Genomic DNA, 18,844 nt, shown 5'->3' with positions numbered 1-18,844 from the left:
GGACTGAAGTCCTTACTACGAACCTGAGGACTGAAGTCCTTACTACGAACCTGAGGACTGAAGTCCTTACTACGAACCTGAGGACTGAAGTCCTTACTACGAACTTTTTAAGGAATTGGAACAGATTTCAACAACTTATCAACAATCGTCTTCGCCCTCCTTCCCCCCGCCGGAATCAACCGATGAGAAAGTACGTGCGGCGCCAAATCCTTCACATCATCCGGGGTAGCAAAATCCCGCCCTGAAATAAACGCCAACGCCTGAGACGCCCGGTGCAAAGCTACTGCACCGCGGGGACTCACCCCGAGGGTAATCTCTTCATCCTCGCGAGTCGATCGCACCAAATCCACAATATACTGCTTCAAAGACGCTTCCACCTTCACAGCAGCGCACAAACGGCGCAATTCCTGCACTTCTTCCAAAGAAATACAAGGCTGCAAATCCTCAACAGCAAAAGTATCAGACAGCCGTTCCAACATTTGCAACTCTTCCGACGCAGCGGGATAGCCCAACGTCAAAGACAAGGTAAACCGATCCATCTGCGCTTCCGGTAGCGGAAAAGTGCCTTGATATTCGATCGGGTTTTGAGTCGCAATCACAAAAAACGGCGCCGGAACATTCCGAGAAACTCCATCTACCGTCACCTGCTTTTCTTCCATCACTTCCAGCAATGCAGACTGAGTTCGCGGCGTCGCCCGATTGATTTCATCGGCCAGCAACACATTAGCAAAAACTGGGCCGGGCAAAAACTCAAAGTTCCCGCTACTAGGATTCCAAATATTAGTACCGGTGATATCGGTTGGTAACAAATCGGGAGTACACTGAATCCGCTGAAACTTCCCATCGATCGATCGCGCCAAAGACTTCGCCAGCAGCGTTTTTCCCACACCAGGCACGTCTTCCAGCAGCGCGTGCCCCCCCGAAAGTACGGCTACCAACACCAAGCGAATAGCATCCGCTTTGCCGACAATCGTCTTACCTAGATTTTGTTTTAGCCGCTCAATATGTTCTCTCATATCCCTGATTTTTAAGTAGAAGTCATTGGGCATTGGGCATGGGGCATGGGGCATCGGGCATCGGGCAAACAGGTCATCAGTCATTGGTCATTTTAGCCGAAGAGCGAAGCCGAAGGCTGGTCATTGGTCATTGGTCATTTTACCTCCTAGCGACTCGTGCTGTATCTCGACTTCGCTCGATAACCGCGTAGCCGAAGCAAGTCGAAGGGTCGTCATTAATCATTAGTCATTAGCAAGAAGGAAGAAGAAATACATACTAAGCTTTTTAGCGTTCCACTTTTTACATTAATTACGTTGATTTACTTTGCTAATTGCTAGTTGTTAATTGCTTGTTCTTTTATTCTCATTCAGCCTGCGCGGACTTCATTTGTGTAGTAGCGATTTCCATCGCCAAAGCAAAACTCTACACAATGAATTGATAATTCGGACGGGCTAGAAGCCCATCCCACAAGAAAAATCATTGTGGGATGGGCTTCTAGCCCGTCCGAAAATTTGACTAACAACACTTTAGCAAGAGATATATTAACCATTAGCAGCTAACACCTTTCTAGCAACATCACAATCTTCCTGAATTTGATTTTTGAGAGCATCCAGAGAAGCGAATTTTTGTTCGGGTCGCAAAAATTCTATCAAACTTGCGCTCAAGGTTTTACCGTACAAATCCCCAGACCAATCTAACAGGTGAACTTCTACAGTTAGTTGCAGGCCGTTTACTGTCGGGCGGCGGCCAACATTCATCACTCCATTTATAAACGATACATTTGACGATCGATCGCGAATTAGAGATTTAGGATTTTCCCACTTATAGGAAGAACTTTCATCTTTTTTGATGATTCCGGTTCCATCCTTCACCGAGACTCGCACCGCGTACACGCCAAAACATGGCAAAAATTTTTCTGGCGGCAGTTCGATATTAGCAGTCGGAAATCCGATCGTCCTACCCAGCCGCTGTCCCCCAACCACAGTCCCGACTAAACTGTAAGGCCGCCCCAGCAACTTATTCGCTCTTGTGAGGTCGCCGGATGCCAGACCTTCGCGGATCGCGGAACTGCTGATCCGATCGCCTTCAGTGCAATTGTGCAGGGGTACAAGAGCAACATCAATACCGTAACCCGAGGCGATCGACTGCAAATCCACAGCCGTCCCAGCGCGTCCGCGTCCGAACCTAAAATCTACCCCCACACTAATGCGACTCGCTTGCAGTTGCCGCACCAGAATTTCTTCGACAAACTCAGCAGCAGTCAAAGCAGCCAATTCTCGATCGAACGGTAGCAGGACAAGTTGCTCGACGCCCATTGCTGCGAGCAATTCTACCTTTTCTGCCAGAGGTGTCAGCAGTTTTTTGGGTTGACCTGTAAAAAATTCTTGCGGGTGGGGATCGAATGTCACCACAGTGCCGTAAAGCCGATCGACTCCAGCAGAATCACGACCCGAGAGGCTGTTGCCCTCGGCCCTTGTCTGTGCGATCGAACCATCGAAATTAAAGCCGCTGCGGGCTTGATCGGGCTGTGTTGCTGAGTCGTTGTCCCAGCTTGCCGGATGTTCGCTTTCCAAATTTTGAGCTGTGCCAGGGGACGCAGAAACTGTCACCGAATTTGACCCAGGCGATCGATTTAAAATTGGCTGCACGACTTGTCGGTGCCCTAGGTGCAAACCATCAAAGTTTCCCAAGGCAACGGAAGTTGGAGTCAGAGCAGCGGTACAAGAAGAAGTTACCCACACGCTTAAGATTTTGACACACTTAGCCAGATTGCGATCGCCAGTCGATTTTCCATTTTTCGATTTGAGATTTGAGATTTTACTCCACAGAGCGATCTGGGAGCTCTCTCTTCTTTCTAAACTTTTTTGTTTTCCACTCCTGGCGCCGGGGCTTGTATCCGTCTTTGAGTGAGGTCAGCCGTAGCTTGAATTTGAGATTTCAGACCTCAAGATTTCAGAACCATCTGGCAATCTCAAATCCCTCACACAGGGACTTTAGGGGCTTGCACCGACGCTTCAGACAAATCGTTGTTATGAGGAGGCACCAACTGTAACGACAAACCTTCCCGCGCCATCAAACTGTTCGGGAACCTTTGAGCGACTTGCTCTCCCACCCTGTCTAAAAACTCGTCATTGTGCAGCGGATCGTGGTGAAAAATCACCAATTTTTTGACATTAGCAGCATGAGCCACCTTCACCGCTTCCTGCCAAGTTGAATGTCCCCAGCCGACCTTGCTGGTCTTCTCCGCATAATACTCCTCATCGGTATAAGTAGCATCGTAGATTAGCACATCAGCATCCCGAGCCAAATACAGCACATTTTCGTCCAAACGATCGGGAAAATGTTCGGTATCAGTCACGTAAGCAGCCGCATAACCCCGCCAGTTGACGCGGTAGCCTATAGCTTCCCCGGGATGGTTCAACAAAGCTGTTTCCACCTTAATATCTCCGATTTCCAGCGGTTCGCCCACCTCTATATCGTTAAATTTCAGGTCGGCCCCCATAATTTGCAGGGGCACCGGAAAATTAGGGTGGAGCATCTGGTCGTTCAGCCGCTGCTGGATAGTAGCTTGATTAGGAGTAGGAGCAACAGCCCCATAGATGTGAAAACAATTGCCCTTAATAAAAGCTGGGACAAAAAATGGGAATCCTTGAATGTGATCCCAGTGAGTGTGAGTAAAAAACATATGAGCTTCTACGGGCATCTGCGACAGGAGAGTTTGTCCCAAAACCCGCAATCCAGTACCGCCATCGAAAATTAGGCGGCCCTCACCCACTCGCATTTCTATACAGGGCGTGTTGCCCCCGTAACGTACTGTTTCAGCTCCGGGAGACGCTATGCTACCTCTAACGCCCCAGAAGTGAACCGTAAATTGGTTTTGCATACTAGACATGGGTTTTCCTGCAAGATTGTTCCGGCGAGCCATCGGTAAGGTGTTGACATATTAGTCAGGGATTTACCATCAAACCCAAGCTTTTTGACGGTCGAGTTCCCCACTTGTGGGAAGTGCCAAGAGTCTCGCTTGCCTGAGAATGCAAAACTGTTGGGCTTGACAACTGAGCAAGAAATTACAAGGTAGACCGATCGAGTCTCGATCGTCACTATTCTTTTTCTCTGTTCACTAGCGTAACCTCCGCAGACACACTTTGGGGCAGAAGTTCTGCTTGATTCTGGTCTTGCAGCCGCTGTTTTTTCAGCCTCTGCACTTCCCAAACGCGCCAGCGCGGTTGTTGGCGCTGCTGCTTTACGGGTTTGAACCTTCGGGATGGCTGTCCTGCTATCTAGTCCGGTCGATCGACCATAATATCCAGGTGTCTGGGCGGGTTTACGCCGATATCTGGCCGATCTTGCCGATCGGGCGTAAAATATCCCCTACCATAATTACGGTTAATTCTACCGGACTTGAGATGCTCGGGCCATCGAACCCCTGCCCAGAGAATCAGGAACTGCTGTTAACGAGAAGCCGGTTTAATTAACTGAACTCCCATTAATCCAACACACCCCATCTCAAGCAAAGCTTCTTTCCCGAGGATTCTGCGATCTGGCGATGCCGCCGTCCTGGGAACTATTGCCGTCCGCTTCCGAGTGACTGGAACTTTTGCCCGATCGCACCCTAGAAACAAGGAAATCCTGTGCGGTCGTACTCAATCAAGGTCGTACCGAGGGATGCGATCCGGTCGTGCCAACTTAATGGCCTACCTGAAAAAATTATAGCCGATGCCAACGCATCTGTTTGTTGGTAACGCAGTCCCCTACTCAACTCTTGTTCTAGTTCGGGAGTGCGATCGACATTTTGTTCAAAAATCTTAGCAATTGAGGAATGCTTTTGCTATTAATTATCAAACAATACTCTCTGGATTCAGGCCTCGGTCAGGAGGCTGCTGTCCGTCAAGCTAGCGGTCAAGCTGTGAACCCCGGCCGATCTGACACCTGTTTCCAAAAATAATGCAACGGTAGGCCAACTCCAAACCATCATAGTCATCACTCATTCCCCATTTTTTAATCTTCAATGCGAAAATTTCCAATGGTATGACACCCGGGGCCGCAAGCTTGCAGGGCTGCGGGCCAAAGGCTAAATTTTCGTCGCGCATTTCTCGGCGGACGAATTCGGGCACGGCAAATCCCCCAAATTTCATAAATTTTAAATTTTTCGGGTTGTTGCAGTCATGGCAACTCAGATCCAGCTTCTGTCTCAAGAGTGATTCAGAAATATTCGCGCGCTACCAGTCGTGCTTTGCTCAACAATCTTCAATAGCTCTATTTCTGGTAATGATTTCTCGGAATTAGGCCCAGTTACGGTACTCGCCACGGGTTGAAATTTCAGGTATCATAGAGTCTAAGACTCTGGTTTGCTCAGAATCTAAATCAGTGCTAAAAACGCCTGGATAAATTTAAGTTATTTCTCCAAAAAGTCAGTATGAATCAAGTTAAAAAAACTCCAACCAAACTGAATCGATCGCCAGTGAAAGTGTCCGATCGCACTTTGCAACTCGGTCAGCTACCATCCCTCGACCTGTCCTTAGAAATGACTGATGCCGGAGCTTTGAGAGAATTTAGTCGGGACGATCGCCCGCATCCAAGCCCTGGGACAGCCGAAAAAAGGCGCCGTTCGGTTGATGGCAAGACCGAGCGGGTGGGATCGCCTGTGGTTCCTACCGCCTCGCTCAAGTGGCTGTTAGGGCGTTTGAGTCGATCGAAAGGTTGGCTGGCGGCTTTCACCCTGACAGCAGTTTGGGGATTGTGGAACAGTCAGTTATTGTTTTCTACAGGGCTGGGGATCGCAGCGATGATGCTGGTTTACCGAGGGCAGTTGGGGGACTGGCAATTGCTGCGATCGAAAGCCGAGCAATTTTGGGAGGGCCCGAACCGCCGGTTTGTTTTAGCGGTGGGCGCCGGCCCGATTGCTACCTTGGGCGCTTACATGAGTTGGGCGATTTGGGCGGACTCCGAGAGCCACTGGATGGCCTTGAGCCTGATTTTGCAGAATTTTGGCACGATCGCGATTGCAGGGCTGTTGCTGCGCCAAGCGCTGAGTCTGGGAGCCTCAAAAGATGAAGCGGCGCTCGATCGCATCCTGGCAGATTTGACCGATGCTGACCCCGTGAAGCGTTTGATTGCAGTGCGGCAAATGACCGATTTGGTGAATAACGGTGGGTTTGACCCTGTGAGTTCCGTCAAAAGTTCGAGCACCCGTTCCCGCGCTGCCGAGTGCTTTCGCCTGATGCTGAGTCGAGAACCCGAAGCTTTAGTCCGCAATGCGCTTCTCGAAGGTTTGCAGACTTGGGAGGATACTTATGGCATTGCTTTAGAACCCAAAAATAAAATCATCGACTATTAGCTGACCATCAAAAGCATAAAAAGTAATTCGATGAATCTTCGGGGCTTTGACGCGCAGGGGAGCGCTAGGGGCGATCGGAGAATTAGACCCTGCCAGATTCGGCGCCGGCATTTCATCCTGAACAATCAGGTTCCCGTCGATGTCGCAAGCAGATAAAACCGTTCGCCGAGAACTGGTGACAAGTCCTGACACGCTGCGAACTGGATACTTAAAAGTTACTTCTATCAGTCCGCTTTTTGGGGCTCCCATTAACACTGTTCGCCCAGAACCCGTGAAAAATGCTGGGTTTGAAGGTTGGATGGCGACGGCATTGCTAAAAGTCACCCCCCAATGTGCAAACTGGTGTTCTACTACTTCAAAGCATTTCAAGTCTTCTAAAGCTAGGCGGACGATCGCCGGTGCGGTAGCGCGCGATCGCACCTCTAACCCGGAGCCCGATCGTTCTGGAGTAGCGACAAAAGACTGTTTGCCGTTTAAATCCATCCTTCGACAGGCAGTATCAAATTCTGCAAACCCGTCAGATAGAAGACTTTTTGCATCAACCATAAAACCCTCGCGATCCCGTTTCCTAAGCAGTTGCATTGTTTGTATCCCTCCCTGATATTAGTTGTTTCTGGTGTTTTGGAATTGATAACGGCGAGGCGGGCGGAAATTGCCAAACCTTCAATCAGAGGCATCGAAAACCGATCGCCCGCCCTCAAACAAAAACCTTCGACCTCAAAAGCCACTGCTCCGCAAAATATGGTGATTAATTCGTGATTGGCTCACGGCTGTCAACCTCCCGTCTGCCTGAAAGCGATCTCTAATACTCCTGGTTTCCTTGCGCCTGCTTTCGGAGTCGGCGAACAGACTTTGTTGTGTTGAGGGGTCTTACCCATCATTTTGTTATTATCTCCGATCGGGGATAGGCAAGCAAGGGTGAGGATAACTGCACAGCCCTTCTCCCCAAATCGCAAAACTTAGTGGCTGTCTGTACTTTCAGGCTTCACTTGTACTAAAATAGATTGAAATCAATACTGAATCTTTACAAAAACGCCGTTAGCTTTGCAACTTTTTTAAACAAAGACGAGGCGGCGCACGAAAATCTAAAATCTCACAGCGATTGAGGCTTATTTATGCTTATTCCCCTCGGCTTCGGTCAGCGATCGATAGTTACTTCTCTCGGCAGAATGGTATACTACACTGCTGAAAAAAAGCCAAGGATCGGCTTGCCGACCTCAACTTCGGAAAATCAACCAAATTTGGTATTTTTTCACGGCTTTGGGGGCGGGTCGAGTGCCTACGAATGGTCGAAAGTTTATCCGGCTTTTGCTGCGGAATATCGAACTTTAGCACCAGATTTAATCGGTTGGGGGCGATCGGAACATCCGGCGAAAAATTATCAGGTTGAGGATTATATCACAACTTTGATTGAATTTATCGAAAAAACTTGCGGCAGTCCGACGGATGTGATTGCTTCTTCGCTGACGGGGGCGATCGCAGCTCGAATCGCGATCGCCCGCCCCGATCTGTTCAAATCGCTTATTTTGACGATTCCCAGCGGTTTATCGGACTTCGGACAGGATTACGGCAGCAGTTTCTTTGCTAAGCTAGTCAACACGCCGATTTTAGACCGCTTGCTCTACAGTACCGGCATCGCCACCGACGGTGGCATTCGCAGCTTCCTAGAAGAGCGCCAATTTGCCGATTCCCGTCGCGTTTACCAAGAAATTGTCGATGCTTATCTGGAATCGGCCTTGGAACCAAATGCAGAATATGCCGCCCTGTCTTTTGTGCGGGGAGATTTGTGCTTTGATTTGTCGCTGTACATCACTCAGCTAACAACACCGACAGCAATTATTTGGGGAGAAAAATCTCAGTTTACCAGCCCGGAGATTGGCCAGCGGTTGGCTAATCTCAACCCGCAAGCAATCAAAGTTTTTCAATCTCTGGAAAATGTAGGTTTGACTCCGCAGTTAGAAGTTCCGGCTGTGACTATTGGCTTAATTCGGCAGTATTTAAGGTTGCTTTCCCAAGGGTGAAGAAGTTCGGCCCCCCTTGCAATGTGCGGGATTTAACGGATGTCACGGATAGAAGTTCGGCAACGGATTTTTTAACGGATTTAACGGATGTCACGGATAGAGGTTCGGCAACGGATTTTTTAACGGATTTAACGGATGTCACGGATAGAAGTTCGGCAACGAGAAGTCTACGGGATTTAACGGATGTCACGGATAGAGGTTCCAGGTTCGAGGGAAGAAGGAAGATTAATTCCCTATTCCCCATAGATGTCAACTTAATCCTAAAGACCTCTGTATCTCTCGTTTATATCTAAGTCTAGATCCCCCTCGCATCCCCCTGGTGGGAGGGGAGTAGGGGTTGACGCAAGAAAATACTCTTGTCCCCCCCTTTCGATCGGGGTGCTAGGGGGGATCTAGACTCTGCTAGAAGCGAGATTTATCATGGATTTGAGTCTGAATTCGACACCAATTCCCAATGAAAACTGACAACTGTCAACTGTCAAGCGGTCAACTGTTAACTGACTATTCTTTGACTCGCACGTCGATGACGCTAGCGTTAAAAATGTATTTTTTGCCTTCAAGTTCTAGCGTAGTGCCAATTTTGACTTTGGTATTCCCTAAAACGGGGCCGTTTTCAGTCAGTTGACCTTTTCCCTCTAGGGTAAACATCATGTTTCTGCTGAAGGATTCTTCTTCTCTGGGATCGGGGAGAGCTTTGAGAGTGCCGTTGGGCTGGGGAACTGCTAGGGTTCTGGTTAGGGTTTTGACACCTTTGATCGTAATCTGACCGGAGGGTTGATTGCGGATAATCACATTGATTTTATCCCCGGGCTTGAACAATTCTTGAACGTTTTTGCCTTTGAGTCCGATCGCAATTGCATCGATCTCTACAGGTTTGACACTAGCGCCGACTTGGGCGACGGAACCGCCAGATGTACCGGGAAAGAAGAAGATGCCGACTGCAACCAGCAGCACAATCATCGCGGCACCTACGTCTAGGATGCTGAGTTTGCCGAACAGTCGGCCATGAGAATCCAAAATTTTCATAAATCGCCAATAAACGGACAGCGACAGGAGTATCTGTACAAGCCAAAAGATATTACCACAACGATCGCCCTAAATCCGCAGGACTTGGAGAGTCGGGAGATGGGGAGAGGGGAAGATGGGGAGAGTGGGAGATGGGGAGAGTGGTTAAAATTTGGCAACAAGTTAAAATAGCAACTAAGCAGCGTTCTATTTCGTCTGCCGGTTTAGTGACTTTTTGAGCTTTTCCTAAAAAAAAAGAAGACCGGGCGGTTGAAACCGCGTCTATACAAACAAAACCTGAGGAGTACAGGTTGAAGAACGGACGGTTGAAATTACATTATTTTCTTCAGTCTCTTAGAGAGGGACTTTGTTTTTGTAGATGCGGTTTCAACCGCCGTCTTATCTCCTTCTTCCTTCTTCATTCTTCCTTCTTTTAGGAGGTATCAATCATGTTAAAAAGTTTTTGGTTGACTTGTCGGCATACTTGTGGTCGGGGGATTTATCTATTTCTGTCGGCGATTGTGGCTGCGGGTATTGTGGTGATTTCCCCAGAACCGACTCAAGCATTTTCTTTGCCCGAACTGATTTTTAGGGGCATTCAAGTTATTCAATTGTCGAATATGTCCGATCGCCAAGAAGTGACTGTGGGCCGACAAATCAATCAGCAGTTAGCGGGTAGGGAGTTTAAGATCGATCGCGATCGAGCCACTACAGTATATATCAACCGCATAGGTCAGCGGCTGGCAGAGCAAAGCACTCGCCCGAATATTCCTTATACTTTTCAAGTGATTGACGACAACAATATTAATGCTTTTGCGACGATGGGCGGTTTTGTTTATGTGAATAAAGGTTTGATGGCGGCGGCGGATAATGAGGCCGAATTAGCCAGTGCGATCGCGCATGAAATCGGGCATATTAGTGCTCGCCACGCGCTCAAACAAATGCGTCAAATGGCGATCGCCTCTGGTGTAGCTTCAGCGGCTGGGCTCGATGGTTCTAAGGCGGTGCAGATTGGAGTGGAATTGGCTTTGCGCCGCCCCCACAGCCGCCAAGCTGAGTATGAGGCGGATCAGTTGGGATTGCAAACTATGGGGCGATCGGGCTACGCTCAATCTGGGATGGTAGATTTTATGAAAAAGTTGCTGAATCAGGCTTCTGTGCCGAGTATTTTGAGCACTCACCCAGCTACTAGCGATCGGATTGCTGCTATGGAGCAAGCGATCGATCCGGATCTCGCCAGCGGTGAAGGCTTGAATAATGAGGATTATAAGCTGGAAATGCGTCGGCTGCTGCGATCGTAGATCAGACGGTTAGTCGCTCTTCTCTTCTCTTTTCTTACTTCGCGCCCTTAAGCGTCTTCGCGGTTCGTTAAAAAATAAATCTAGTTCGTAGAGTGCGTCAGCAGCGGGTGAGTTTCGATTAAGGGCGATCGGACTTCAACTGACGCACCCTACAACTTAATTTAAGCCTCCTGTTGAACAACAGAGCTCAACTGAGCTTTCGACTGAGCTTTCGGGAGTGGAATCTGCGGCTTCAATTGTCGGACAACTTCGTCAAACGGCAAAATTCGGACTTGATTGTTAAATACATTTACTTGATAAACTCTGCGGTAGCTGAGGTCAAATCCAGTCAGCCAGCCGCTTTTCGGATGATAAGCACCCGTGTCAATATCCAACCACCCTTGGCCCCTGACTAATTCCCCTGGCCTGACGCCCTCAAAGGTAAAGGTGATCGTGTGACCGGTAATAATTAATTTATCGGGAAAATACGGTTTCGGTATCGTGTGAAATTCCTTGCGAATCCAGCACAGTTGTTCGCTCGACTGTTCATTAATTGGCATTGTCGGATGCACGCCCGCGTGCACCAGCCAGATATCGCCTAAGTCTAAGTAGGTAGGGAGCGATCGCAGCCACTCTAAGTGCTTGTATGGCATCATCTCTGTATCTTTGTAGCTCGCTACTGTCGCATCGCCACCGCTGTACAGCCAAGATTGCCACGCCCGCATATCTACCGAGGGCCCCGACAAAGCATCGAGCATCAGTTGTTCGTGGTTGCCTAGCAGAGTTTGGTAGGAGCTTTGCTGCACAAAATCTAATACCTGAGCGCTTTTCGGCCCGCGATCGATTAAATCTCCCAAAAAATAGACGCGATCCTTCGAGCTCGGGGCAAGTGCCTCTAGCAAGAGCATTAAACCATCGTAATGCCCGTGTACGTCCCCAATAACAATGCGCCGGTACTCCACTGTGTTTATCCGCTTCCCTGACTCAAAACCTTAATTACTAGCTTATAGCATCTGATTTTGCTGCTATTTCCTCCGCTCTTTTGCGGAGGAGGGGTGTCACCCATTATACTGCTGTATATCAAGATTTGGTAAAGCTCACGAGTATCCGTTTGCGTAGGCTGTAGCGTGCGTCAGTTATTTCACCCTGTAGGGTGCGTCAGCCATTGGTCGATCGATTCAGCCGAAAATCACGCGCTGCTGACGCACCCGAAAATACTGATGTCACTGAGTCAAAGCCTTGAGGAAAGTCTGGAGATCTGCCAAAAAACCTTTCTTTTTTAGCGGTTTTGCAGGTGCGGTGGAGTCGGGATCGGCGGTTCCCATAGCTTTGGCTAAAATCCGCTCTAAATCGTCTCCGACGGGTTTTTGGGCAGTTTCCGAAATTAGTTCGTATTCGTCATTGGTTTCTAGCCAGACTTGCCACGGTTGCGGGTAGCAGCGGAATAGCGCGGCACTGTCTAGGGGTCTGATGTAGTAGCAGGATTCGATTTTGTTGAGGAATCGATCGCGCAATTGACGGCCTGCATAGCCTATACCGATAGTAGCAACATCTTCGAGGCGCGGGTTGAGCAGGATTACAGGGCGATCGGCCGCAGCTATGTAAAGTTTTTCGACTTGCGCCACCTCTACCGCCGCCGGATTCACCACCAAAAACAGTTCATCTTCCGGTGCTATGTTATCTTCAACAGGAGTGCGGCTGCTGCCCAAATCACTTATTTTAAAAGGTGTTTCTCCCCAGTCGCGGCGGGCGAGGGCGGCTGCACCAGCATCGGGAAAAAAGACTTTCACCCCGGAGTGGCTCTGCTCAAATTCTGGGAGGAATTGTTGAGTGATAGACTGTGCTTGCAGGGCGATTTCGGGAAATACTAATTCGACTTGCAGGAGATTTTTGCCATCCGAGAGGGCGGCGGCGGTTGCAATGCGGGATTGGGCGATCGCATCATTGAGATCGTTTGGCAGTTCTGTCATTAATCTTATTATTTGTACTCGACTTCTCTCAATCCAATCTTACCGCATCAAGCTAATCAGCATTGAAATTGTATGTCAATAAATAATCCAACTATGAGTGGGGCGTTGCTCCGACGCCGCCCAGAATATGCAATTTAAATATGCAACAGCTTAAGCTACAAAAGCTAACACGGACACGGGCGAGCCGGAACCTCCCAAAAGGCGCAATATGCCGATCGCCAAAATAAAGTCAGCCGCAGGTAACAAGTCAAGATTTGCCAGATTTTCCAGCACAATTCGCTGCTTTTGCAACACCAGTTTGTTAACTGCAAAACTTTCATCTTCTCCCGGATCGACACCGTGAGTGTCCGTACCAATTCCGGCGATTGAGCGCTCTTCTAGCAAAAATTGAGTTGCGGCTTTGCCAAATCCGGGAAAGTGGCAAATTCCGCCCTGGTCACGATTAAAAAATTCTCGCTTGTCATCCCATTTCGCTTGCCAGCCAGTATACAATAAAACTAGATTTCCCGGTGCTATAAATTTGTGCTGCCGTTCCCAATGCAATATATCATCAATTGTTAAAGTGTAGTCGGGATTGGCAAGACTTTGCTCGCGAATGTCGATCGCAATTGCTGGCGAAACTAGCGACTGCGGCGCATAAGAGTCAACGCTCGCGCCTGCTGGATCAAAGCTGTTGGGTGCGTTGATGTGAGTGCCGCTGTGTTCTCCCATTGAGAATTTTCGCAGGAAATAGCCGTTTTTTTCTATTTCAGATACAGTTTCAAATTCTGTCTGCGGATCTCCCGGCCAGATGGGAATGTTTGGATGAATTGCATGGGTTAAGTCTATAATGTCGCGGTAGGCGATCGTTTTTAAATTGTTTGAGTTAAAGTTGTTTGTCATCGGCACAAAAACTCTGGTTATTTTAATGGTAGGGTGCGTCAGCCATTAGCCGATCGATTAAATCGAAAATCCTTCTAGCTGACGCACCCTACAATCCGAGGATTATTTTAATGTAGGGTGCGTCAGCCATTAGCCGATCGCTCAAATCGAAAATCCTTCTAGCTGACGCACCCTACAATGCGAGCATGATTTCAATGGTAGGGTGCGTCAGCCATTAGTCGATCGATTAAATCGAAAATCCTTCTAGCTGACGCACCCTACAATGCGATCGAGCGTCGCTGCCATCACATCCTTGGTTTGCCCGGAAACAGTATACACCAAAGCCTCACGATAAACTCTCCCAGCCGGGTGCAGCGTACCGTTAGCCGCACCGCTGGAAACCACCACCGTCGCGTGCCCGCACCGCACCGCCAAATCAATAGCTTCAGCTCGGAGTGCTAATTGTTCTGCTTTTGAGCTATGTTGGGATTGTGAGAAATGCTGTTTTAGCCGATCGAGCTTCTGCTCCAATTTTGTGCAAGCCACCGCGATAACAGGCGAATCTTTAACTATCGCCGCCGCTGCAATTACATCCAATCCCGCTCGAATACAGCCAAAAGTAGCCGGAACAAAATTCAGGATATTTTTGCTGTCATTTTCCGCAATCCACCCGACAGGTTTAACCGCAATTATTTCCGATTCGTGCAATAACCAATTATCCAGAGTTGCTGTCACAGTATTCGTCGAATTCATGGCGATTAACTGCATGATTTCGCTGACAGCTATTTTACCATATTCACGGTCAATATTGGCAAAAGGTAGCACACCAAAAACCGCACGATTGTCTGGAAGTACCGCAGCCACAATAAATTTTTGAAACAAGCCAAAACCTGTAATCCAAGGAATATTCCCCGACAGTAAATACCCATCCTTTGTGGGAGTTGCGGTGACAGCCGGATTGCCCGAGCGCCTCAAATGCGAAAACCCAATACCCAAGCGTAACTCTTTTTGGGCGATCGCGCGCAAGTATCTGTCTTTGAGCAGTTCATTGTCGCTGCTAGCAAGCATCGCTGTTGCGCTGTGGTGCTGAGTTTGCAGGAAACACAAAGCCCCGGAATATCGCGCCGTCAACTCCTGATATTGGTAAAAAAACTCCGGTGGAATCTCGGCGCCACCCCATTTTTGGGGAACGCGCAACGCCAAGAGCGATCGATTTTCCAATCCCAAAAGTGCTGTTTTCAGCGCTTCCGAATCACTGTCGATAATTTCCGCCCTCGGCGCAACGGACTCTTTTAGGTAACTTTCTGCACTGTCAAGAATCTCTGGGAAATCCATTTTTTATAATGATTTTATAGAACACTCGGCGGTTGAAACCGCGTCTATACAAACACTCACGCACCTCCGTGGGTTGAAGACAAGACGATTAAAATTACGTTATGTTCTTCAGTGTCCGGCAGACTTTGTTTTTGTAGACGCGGTTTCAACCGCCGTTTTATCTTATTCCCAAACTTTCCAAGGAGCCTTCCCTTCATCCCAAAGCTCATTTAAATACTTATATTCCCGATAAGTATCCATCGCAAAAAAGAAGCCCTCGTGACGGTAAGCCATCAACTGTCCCTCTGCGGCCAAACGCTGCATCGGTTCCTGTTCTAAAACACAGTCATCTCCACCCAAATACTCAAACACCCGGCGATTGAATATGATATATCCCACACTAATCCAGCCATCTATTTGAGGTTTTTCAGTGAATTCTCGTACTTGACCATCACTGTCTACATCCAAAATTCCAAAGCGCGAAATCGGGCGAAATGTAGTAACAGTTGCTAGCTTACCATGAGACTTGTGAAACTCCAGCAATTTCTCAATATCGACATCAGCAACTCCGTCGCCGTAAGTCACCATGAAATTCTCGCTATCGATATATTTTTCGATCCGTTTTACCCGCCCTCCCGTCAAGCTGGCCGCGCCAGTTTCAGCCAGAGTTACATGAAAATCTTGTTCGCGATGTTCCTCCTGATAGGTAATGCTATTTTTGCGTCCCAGACAGATCGTAAAGTCATTGTTCATGGCTTCATAATTCAGGAAATATTCTTTAATCATGTTGCCGCGATAGCCCAAGCACACAATGAAGTTTTGGAAGCCGTAGTGGGCATAGGTTTTCATGATGTGCCAAATAATCGGGCGCCCGCCAACATCAACTAAAGGTTTGGGGCGAAATTCTGTTTCTTCTCTGAGACGAGTACCAAGACCGCCAGCCAGGAGCACTACTTGCATTTTTTCAATTTTCAAAATATCATCAATTAATCTATCATCAATTATCAGTAATTTTTCCAAAGAATTATTAACCAACTCTCATATTGAGTGAAGCTTTGTAAACCACATACATCACGAACTGTTCTAAATTATCCTAGGGTGAGTACGGAGAACCCTGTATTTAAATTAGGACTTGCGCAGCACACAAAGAAACCGGGTTTTTTAACCAAAAGTGAGGGTTTTAACCAAGTATTGTGGTTGAAAACCCGGTTTCTGGACACCGATGCGTCCAGGACTATTAAGTGCTGCGCACAATTCCTAACTCACCTTATGCTAAAGTAGGAAACAGACAAAAACAGTAGACAACTATACTGAACATAAAAAACCACAATGAAAACTCAACTCGATCGCCTAAAAGAGTTTTTAGGTATAATCTGCGCGATCGCCTCAATAATTATTTTATGCCAATCGGGAATACCTGGTGTTTGCGCCACGGTTTTAGCACCGGAACTCTCAACTATACCACAAACCAGCATAGCCTTGGTTCCCAACATACCGGGCGGCGGATTAGACTTTCACGAAGCAGCAGGAGGACACACTTTAGAGAAACACGTTGGTAAAACAGAAGCAGAATTAGCACAGCGACTCGCAAACGACAAGAGAATTTCTGGTGCATCTTCCTTTACTGACCGTTCCGTCGCCGAAACAGCCATCGCGGAAGCAATGGACAGAAATCAAAGTGCGATCGACTCCTGGGTCAAAAAAGGAGGCAATCGTTATACAATCGACTACAACGCCAACAGAACAATTGGCATTAGTCTGCGCCGCCGCGCATCCAAAGCAACTCCAGCATCTCGCCTGAAAATCGTCCTCCAGCGCAGCACCAACTTATCTCCCGGATACTTTATTCTCACAGCTTATCCCCAATGATCGATCAATTTCCTCATTTAACCCAATTTTTAAGCTCCTACTTTCACCAAGACTGGCCGCTAGAAGCTGACACTCCCAGCGAAGTAGTGAACAACTACCTGAGTAGCGAACCGCCCGAAAGTATTGAAGCTACATCTCAAGAACTTAGCAGATTGCTAGAAATGCCGATCGCCCCAGCCGACTTAGAAACATTCCTCCTCGATGAATTAGGCTGTTACTATGACCCACAATCCGACAATCAAACCGTCAGAGAATGGCTACAGTCGGTGCAACAATCTTTGACTAATCACAGTTAAAATCTATCTATTTCTACTCGTTAAAAGGTACGTAGTTGCGCTTCAGCGCTCTTTCTACTCGTTACTAGGCTCTGCCTAGAAACGCAGATCGGGAGGCTCTGCCTCCATTTTCTGCACCGAGGCAGAGCCTCTAGATAGGGGTTCCCAGGCCGAGCCTGGGAACCAGTTAAAAGGTACGTAGTTGCGCTTGCCTGGGAACCAGTTAAAGGGGAGTTGGGGTTGACTTTGAGAAGACTCTTGTCCCCCCCTTTTTAAGGGGGGCTAGGGGGGATCTAGGGCCTAACCGTCAACAAATAACCTTCATGTACATTGAAATTAGGAACAACATAAGTCAAGTCATTGCCAGCAACCGAAACACTTTCTTCTTTAACCGTAACCAGCTTTTGCACAGCCCCTTCTAGATTGTTAGGAATCTTCTCTAATTTGAGACTAACTTTTTGACCGCTTTTAATCCCAAGCTGCTGCAAATTCACAAGATTCAAGGTAACGGTTGTTGCTGAGGAATAATTCCGATCGAAATAACCCAAAAGTACCTGTGCTTTACCTTCGGGATTTGACTTGCTAGCTAACGCTACAAGGCGATCGCTATCTGACCGGCTCAGCACCCGCGAATTCACTCCATCAGCATAAGCTTTATAAGTCCACCAAGCCGCCCTCGGCTCAAAAGTATTCGGCGTAACCATCCCAGTCAAGGTATTATTGAAGCAATTGCTAACTTTTTTACCTACTGTTGTATCCCAACAAGCTCTGCAAGCACCGTCAGCTCTTGCATACTCCAAATTATACAAATAACCTAAAATTTCCCCCGGCTGGTACTGCGCTAATTCTCCGACAATTTCGTTGACGTAAATCTTTTGCATTTTCAGTTCCTTGTAAAAGGCACTTTGTTGAAAATTGCGTTTAGCATCGAATACGTGATCGTCCACAAATAAAATTATGGTATCATTGAGCTCGTGCCAAGCGAGGAAATTTACTTCTAGTTTGTTCGCTTTGCAGTAATCCAAAAAGGCCGCGAGATATTCTTTGTTGTAAGTGCTGATACTCGGCCCGCCAATCATTGCTGATGGCCCCAATTCTTCCCGCAATATTTTGTAAGCTCTTTTGTAAGTTTCAAAGAATTGTTCTCTGCTTCCCTTCCAAAACGGATTTACTAAATCTGGTTCGTTCCAGATATCCCAAATAATTTTTTTGCCTTTATTTTGCTGGGCTAATTGTCGGATGAACGCTTCCCAGGCGGGGTAATTTTGATAGGGCCAGCCTTTGGGATTGCTACCGTAACCCCACAAGTCGCTAACTAATAGTTGAAATTCGGCTCCGCTGGCGATGACGCGATCGTAAATATCGAGTCTTCCCGCGCGCCACAGCTTGGGCTGCAAGGGCTTGATCGAGCTATCGGGGGGTTTGCTAGGGTCGATGCCGTGCAGGATGCCGCTCATGGATGTGACACCAGTGGCTGATTGTCCAAAATCGACTGTGATGTTCGATCGCATTTGGGCGATCGCATTTGGCTGCCCAAAATAGGCGATTAACAGGACAGTTACCACAGCTAAGCAAATTGGTAGCAGCTTATTAATAGGTTTGAACTTGAAGGTGAATTGCATATTGTATAGCCTTTCTCAGAAAGATGAGGTACTATAGGGCATCGGGCATGGGGCATGGGGCATGGGGCATGGGGCATAGGGCATAGGGCATAGGGCATGGGGCATAGGGCATAGGGCTATCCTCACTTTTTTGAGAACTGCTATATGTGGTGGGAAATAGAAAAACAAAAGTATGTTGTTGGACTTGGGCGCTCTTTCATATATCTAAAGAGCGCTACTTTTTTGAGAACTGCTATATGTGGTGGGAAATAGAAAAACAAAAGTATGTTGTTGGACTTGGGCGCTCTTTCATA

20 protein-coding genes are annotated in these 18,844 nt (G+C 47.8%); 8 read left to right on the top strand and 12 right to left on the bottom strand.

Features of this window, described 5'->3' with window-relative positions; genetic code table 11:
- Positions 1-107 precede the first annotated feature (107 nt).
- Entirely contained in the window at positions 108-1,016 is a 909-nt protein-coding gene (locus QUB64_RS25710; RefSeq protein WP_333276291.1) for an AAA family ATPase, read from the bottom strand.
- Between the two features lie 38 nt (positions 1,017-1,054).
- Here QUB64_RS25710 and QUB64_RS25705 point away from each other — a divergent pair, with 38 nt between their 5' ends.
- Positions 1,055-1,207: a hypothetical protein gene (locus QUB64_RS25705; protein ID WP_333276293.1), complete on the top strand. Its 153-nt coding sequence runs from the start codon at positions 1,055-1,057 to the stop codon at positions 1,205-1,207.
- Between the two features lie 331 nt (positions 1,208-1,538).
- Here QUB64_RS25705 and QUB64_RS25700 read toward each other — a convergent pair whose 3' ends face one another.
- The 3 genes from QUB64_RS25700 to QUB64_RS25690 all read right to left on the bottom strand — a co-directional run bounded on the left by QUB64_RS25700 (position 1,539) and on the right by QUB64_RS25690 (position 5,132).
- Positions 1,539-2,738, bottom strand: a complete 1,200-nt coding sequence (locus QUB64_RS25700; protein WP_333276294.1) for a bifunctional riboflavin kinase/FAD synthetase — start codon at positions 2,736-2,738, stop codon at positions 1,539-1,541.
- A gap of 239 nt (positions 2,739-2,977) precedes the next feature.
- Positions 2,978-3,889: an MBL fold metallo-hydrolase gene (locus QUB64_RS25695; RefSeq protein ID WP_333276296.1), complete on the bottom strand. Its 912-nt coding sequence runs from the start codon at positions 3,887-3,889 to the stop codon at positions 2,978-2,980.
- Positions 3,890-4,889: 1,000 nt separating this feature from the next.
- Positions 4,890-5,132 carry a hypothetical protein gene (locus QUB64_RS25690; protein WP_333276298.1) on the bottom strand — a complete coding sequence of 81 codons (243 nt, stop codon included), beginning with the start codon at positions 5,130-5,132 and terminating at the stop codon, positions 4,890-4,892.
- Positions 5,133-5,413: 281 nt separating this feature from the next.
- Here QUB64_RS25690 and QUB64_RS25685 point away from each other — a divergent pair, with 281 nt between their 5' ends.
- Complete coding sequence (locus tag QUB64_RS25685) at positions 5,414-6,334, top strand: hypothetical protein (protein WP_333276300.1); 921 nt, start codon at positions 5,414-5,416, stop codon at positions 6,332-6,334.
- Here the strand turns inward: QUB64_RS25685 and QUB64_RS25680 are convergent.
- Complete coding sequence (locus QUB64_RS25680; protein ID WP_333276302.1) at positions 6,302-6,880, bottom strand: hypothetical protein; 579 nt, start codon at positions 6,878-6,880, stop codon at positions 6,302-6,304. The two genes, QUB64_RS25685 and QUB64_RS25680, sit on opposite strands and share 33 nt — an antisense overlap.
- Positions 6,881-6,919: 39 nt before the next feature.
- Here QUB64_RS25680 and QUB64_RS25675 point away from each other — a divergent pair, with 39 nt between their 5' ends.
- The gene (locus QUB64_RS25675) at positions 6,920-7,093 is read left to right on the top strand and encodes a hypothetical protein (RefSeq protein ID WP_333276304.1); all 174 of its coding nucleotides are present in this window, start codon (positions 6,920-6,922) and stop codon (positions 7,091-7,093) included.
- Between the two features lie 356 nt (positions 7,094-7,449).
- Positions 7,450-8,355, top strand: coding sequence for an alpha/beta fold hydrolase (locus QUB64_RS25670; protein ID WP_333276306.1), 906 nt, complete (start codon positions 7,450-7,452; stop codon positions 8,353-8,355).
- Between the two features lie 501 nt (positions 8,356-8,856).
- Here QUB64_RS25670 and QUB64_RS25665 read toward each other — a convergent pair.
- Positions 8,857-9,381, bottom strand: coding sequence for a DUF4330 domain-containing protein (locus QUB64_RS25665; RefSeq protein WP_333276310.1), 525 nt, complete (start codon positions 9,379-9,381; stop codon positions 8,857-8,859).
- Between QUB64_RS25665 and QUB64_RS25660 the strand changes: the two genes are divergently transcribed.
- Together QUB64_RS25660 and QUB64_RS25655 are read left to right on the top strand one after the other, a co-directional pair.
- Entirely contained in the window at positions 9,361-9,552 is a 192-nt protein-coding gene (locus tag QUB64_RS25660) for a hypothetical protein (protein ID WP_333276312.1), read from the top strand. The two genes, QUB64_RS25665 and QUB64_RS25660, sit on opposite strands and share 21 nt — an antisense overlap.
- 257 nt (positions 9,553-9,809) lie before the next feature.
- Positions 9,810-10,661 carry a M48 family metallopeptidase gene (locus QUB64_RS25655; protein ID WP_333276314.1) on the top strand — a complete coding sequence of 284 codons (852 nt, stop codon included), beginning with the start codon at positions 9,810-9,812 and terminating at the stop codon, positions 10,659-10,661.
- 161 nt (positions 10,662-10,822) lie between these two features.
- Here the strand turns inward: QUB64_RS25655 and QUB64_RS25650 are convergent, their stop codons facing one another.
- The 5 genes from QUB64_RS25650 to rfbF all read right to left on the bottom strand — a co-directional run bounded on the left by QUB64_RS25650 (position 10,823) and on the right by rfbF (position 15,745).
- Complete coding sequence (locus QUB64_RS25650) at positions 10,823-11,602, bottom strand: metallophosphoesterase family protein (protein ID WP_333276316.1); 780 nt, start codon at positions 11,600-11,602, stop codon at positions 10,823-10,825.
- Between the two features lie 261 nt (positions 11,603-11,863).
- A complete protein-coding gene (locus tag QUB64_RS25645) occupies positions 11,864-12,610 on the bottom strand; it encodes a DUF1995 family protein (protein WP_333276318.1) in 747 nt (248 codons plus the stop codon).
- A gap of 150 nt (positions 12,611-12,760) precedes the next feature.
- Complete coding sequence (locus QUB64_RS25640) at positions 12,761-13,492, bottom strand: cyclase family protein (RefSeq protein ID WP_333276320.1); 732 nt, start codon at positions 13,490-13,492, stop codon at positions 12,761-12,763.
- Between the two features lie 243 nt (positions 13,493-13,735).
- Positions 13,736-14,806 (bottom strand): acyl-CoA dehydrogenase family protein, encoded by a 1,071-nt coding sequence (locus QUB64_RS25635; RefSeq protein WP_333276321.1) that lies wholly within the window; start codon positions 14,804-14,806, stop codon positions 13,736-13,738.
- Between the two features lie 162 nt (positions 14,807-14,968).
- Positions 14,969-15,745 (bottom strand): glucose-1-phosphate cytidylyltransferase, encoded by a 777-nt coding sequence (gene rfbF, locus QUB64_RS25630; protein WP_333276323.1) that lies wholly within the window; start codon positions 15,743-15,745, stop codon positions 14,969-14,971.
- Positions 15,746-16,114: 369 nt separating this feature from the next.
- Here rfbF and QUB64_RS25625 point away from each other — a divergent pair, with 369 nt between their 5' ends.
- Together QUB64_RS25625 and QUB64_RS25620 are read left to right on the top strand one after the other, a co-directional pair.
- Positions 16,115-16,654, top strand: a complete 540-nt coding sequence (locus tag QUB64_RS25625; protein WP_333276325.1) for an RNase A-like domain-containing protein — start codon at positions 16,115-16,117, stop codon at positions 16,652-16,654.
- Positions 16,651-16,950 carry a contact-dependent growth inhibition system immunity protein gene (locus QUB64_RS25620; protein ID WP_333276327.1) on the top strand — a complete coding sequence of 100 codons (300 nt, stop codon included), beginning with the start codon at positions 16,651-16,653 and terminating at the stop codon, positions 16,948-16,950. The genes QUB64_RS25625 and QUB64_RS25620 overlap by 4 nt, the downstream gene beginning before the upstream one ends.
- A gap of 272 nt (positions 16,951-17,222) precedes the next feature.
- On the opposite strand, the gene QUB64_RS25615 is transcribed toward QUB64_RS25620, so the two are convergent.
- Positions 17,223-18,551 (bottom strand): GH39 family glycosyl hydrolase, encoded by a 1,329-nt coding sequence (locus QUB64_RS25615; RefSeq protein WP_333276329.1) that lies wholly within the window; start codon positions 18,549-18,551, stop codon positions 17,223-17,225.
- Positions 18,552-18,844 lie beyond the last annotated feature (293 nt).

The sequence above is a fragment of the Microcoleus sp. Aus8_D2 genome, assembly GCF_036702665.1.
In the GTDB taxonomy this organism is placed as follows: Bacteria; Cyanobacteriota; Cyanobacteriia; order Cyanobacteriales; family Microcoleaceae; genus Microcoleus.
The sequence above is the reverse complement of the archived record's forward strand: the minus strand, read 5'-3'. Positions and strand labels throughout refer to the sequence as shown.

Coding starts and splice junctions, on each gene's coding strand:
- QUB64_RS25640 (WP_333276320.1), bottom strand. CDS start 13,492: ATGACAAACAACTTTAACTCAAACAATTTAAAAACGATCGCCTACCGC.
- QUB64_RS25665 (WP_333276310.1), bottom strand. CDS start 9,381: ATGAAAATTTTGGATTCTCATGGCCGACTGTTCGGCAAACTCAGCATC.
- QUB64_RS25695 (WP_333276296.1), bottom strand. CDS start 3,889: ATGTCTAGTATGCAAAACCAATTTACGGTTCACTTCTGGGGCGTTAGA.
- QUB64_RS25680 (WP_333276302.1), bottom strand. CDS start 6,880: ATGGTTGATGCAAAAAGTCTTCTATCTGACGGGTTTGCAGAATTTGAT.
- QUB64_RS25685 (WP_333276300.1), top strand. CDS start 5,414: ATGAATCAAGTTAAAAAAACTCCAACCAAACTGAATCGATCGCCAGTG.
- QUB64_RS25690 (WP_333276298.1), bottom strand. CDS start 5,132: ATGAAATTTGGGGGATTTGCCGTGCCCGAATTCGTCCGCCGAGAAATG.
- QUB64_RS25645 (WP_333276318.1), bottom strand. CDS start 12,610: ATGACAGAACTGCCAAACGATCTCAATGATGCGATCGCCCAATCCCGC.
- QUB64_RS25615 (WP_333276329.1), bottom strand. CDS start 18,551: ATGCAATTCACCTTCAAGTTCAAACCTATTAATAAGCTGCTACCAATT.
- QUB64_RS25670 (WP_333276306.1), top strand. CDS start 7,450: ATGCTTATTCCCCTCGGCTTCGGTCAGCGATCGATAGTTACTTCTCTC.
- QUB64_RS25660 (WP_333276312.1), top strand. CDS start 9,361: ATGAGAATCCAAAATTTTCATAAATCGCCAATAAACGGACAGCGACAG.
- QUB64_RS25710 (WP_333276291.1), bottom strand. CDS start 1,016: ATGAGAGAACATATTGAGCGGCTAAAACAAAATCTAGGTAAGACGATT.
- rfbF (WP_333276323.1), bottom strand. CDS start 15,745: ATGCAAGTAGTGCTCCTGGCTGGCGGTCTTGGTACTCGTCTCAGAGAA.
- QUB64_RS25625 (WP_333276325.1), top strand. CDS start 16,115: ATGAAAACTCAACTCGATCGCCTAAAAGAGTTTTTAGGTATAATCTGC.
- QUB64_RS25655 (WP_333276314.1), top strand. CDS start 9,810: ATGTTAAAAAGTTTTTGGTTGACTTGTCGGCATACTTGTGGTCGGGGG.
- QUB64_RS25705 (WP_333276293.1), top strand. CDS start 1,055: ATGGGGCATGGGGCATCGGGCATCGGGCAAACAGGTCATCAGTCATTG.
- QUB64_RS25635 (WP_333276321.1), bottom strand. CDS start 14,806: ATGGATTTCCCAGAGATTCTTGACAGTGCAGAAAGTTACCTAAAAGAG.
- QUB64_RS25620 (WP_333276327.1), top strand. CDS start 16,651: ATGATCGATCAATTTCCTCATTTAACCCAATTTTTAAGCTCCTACTTT.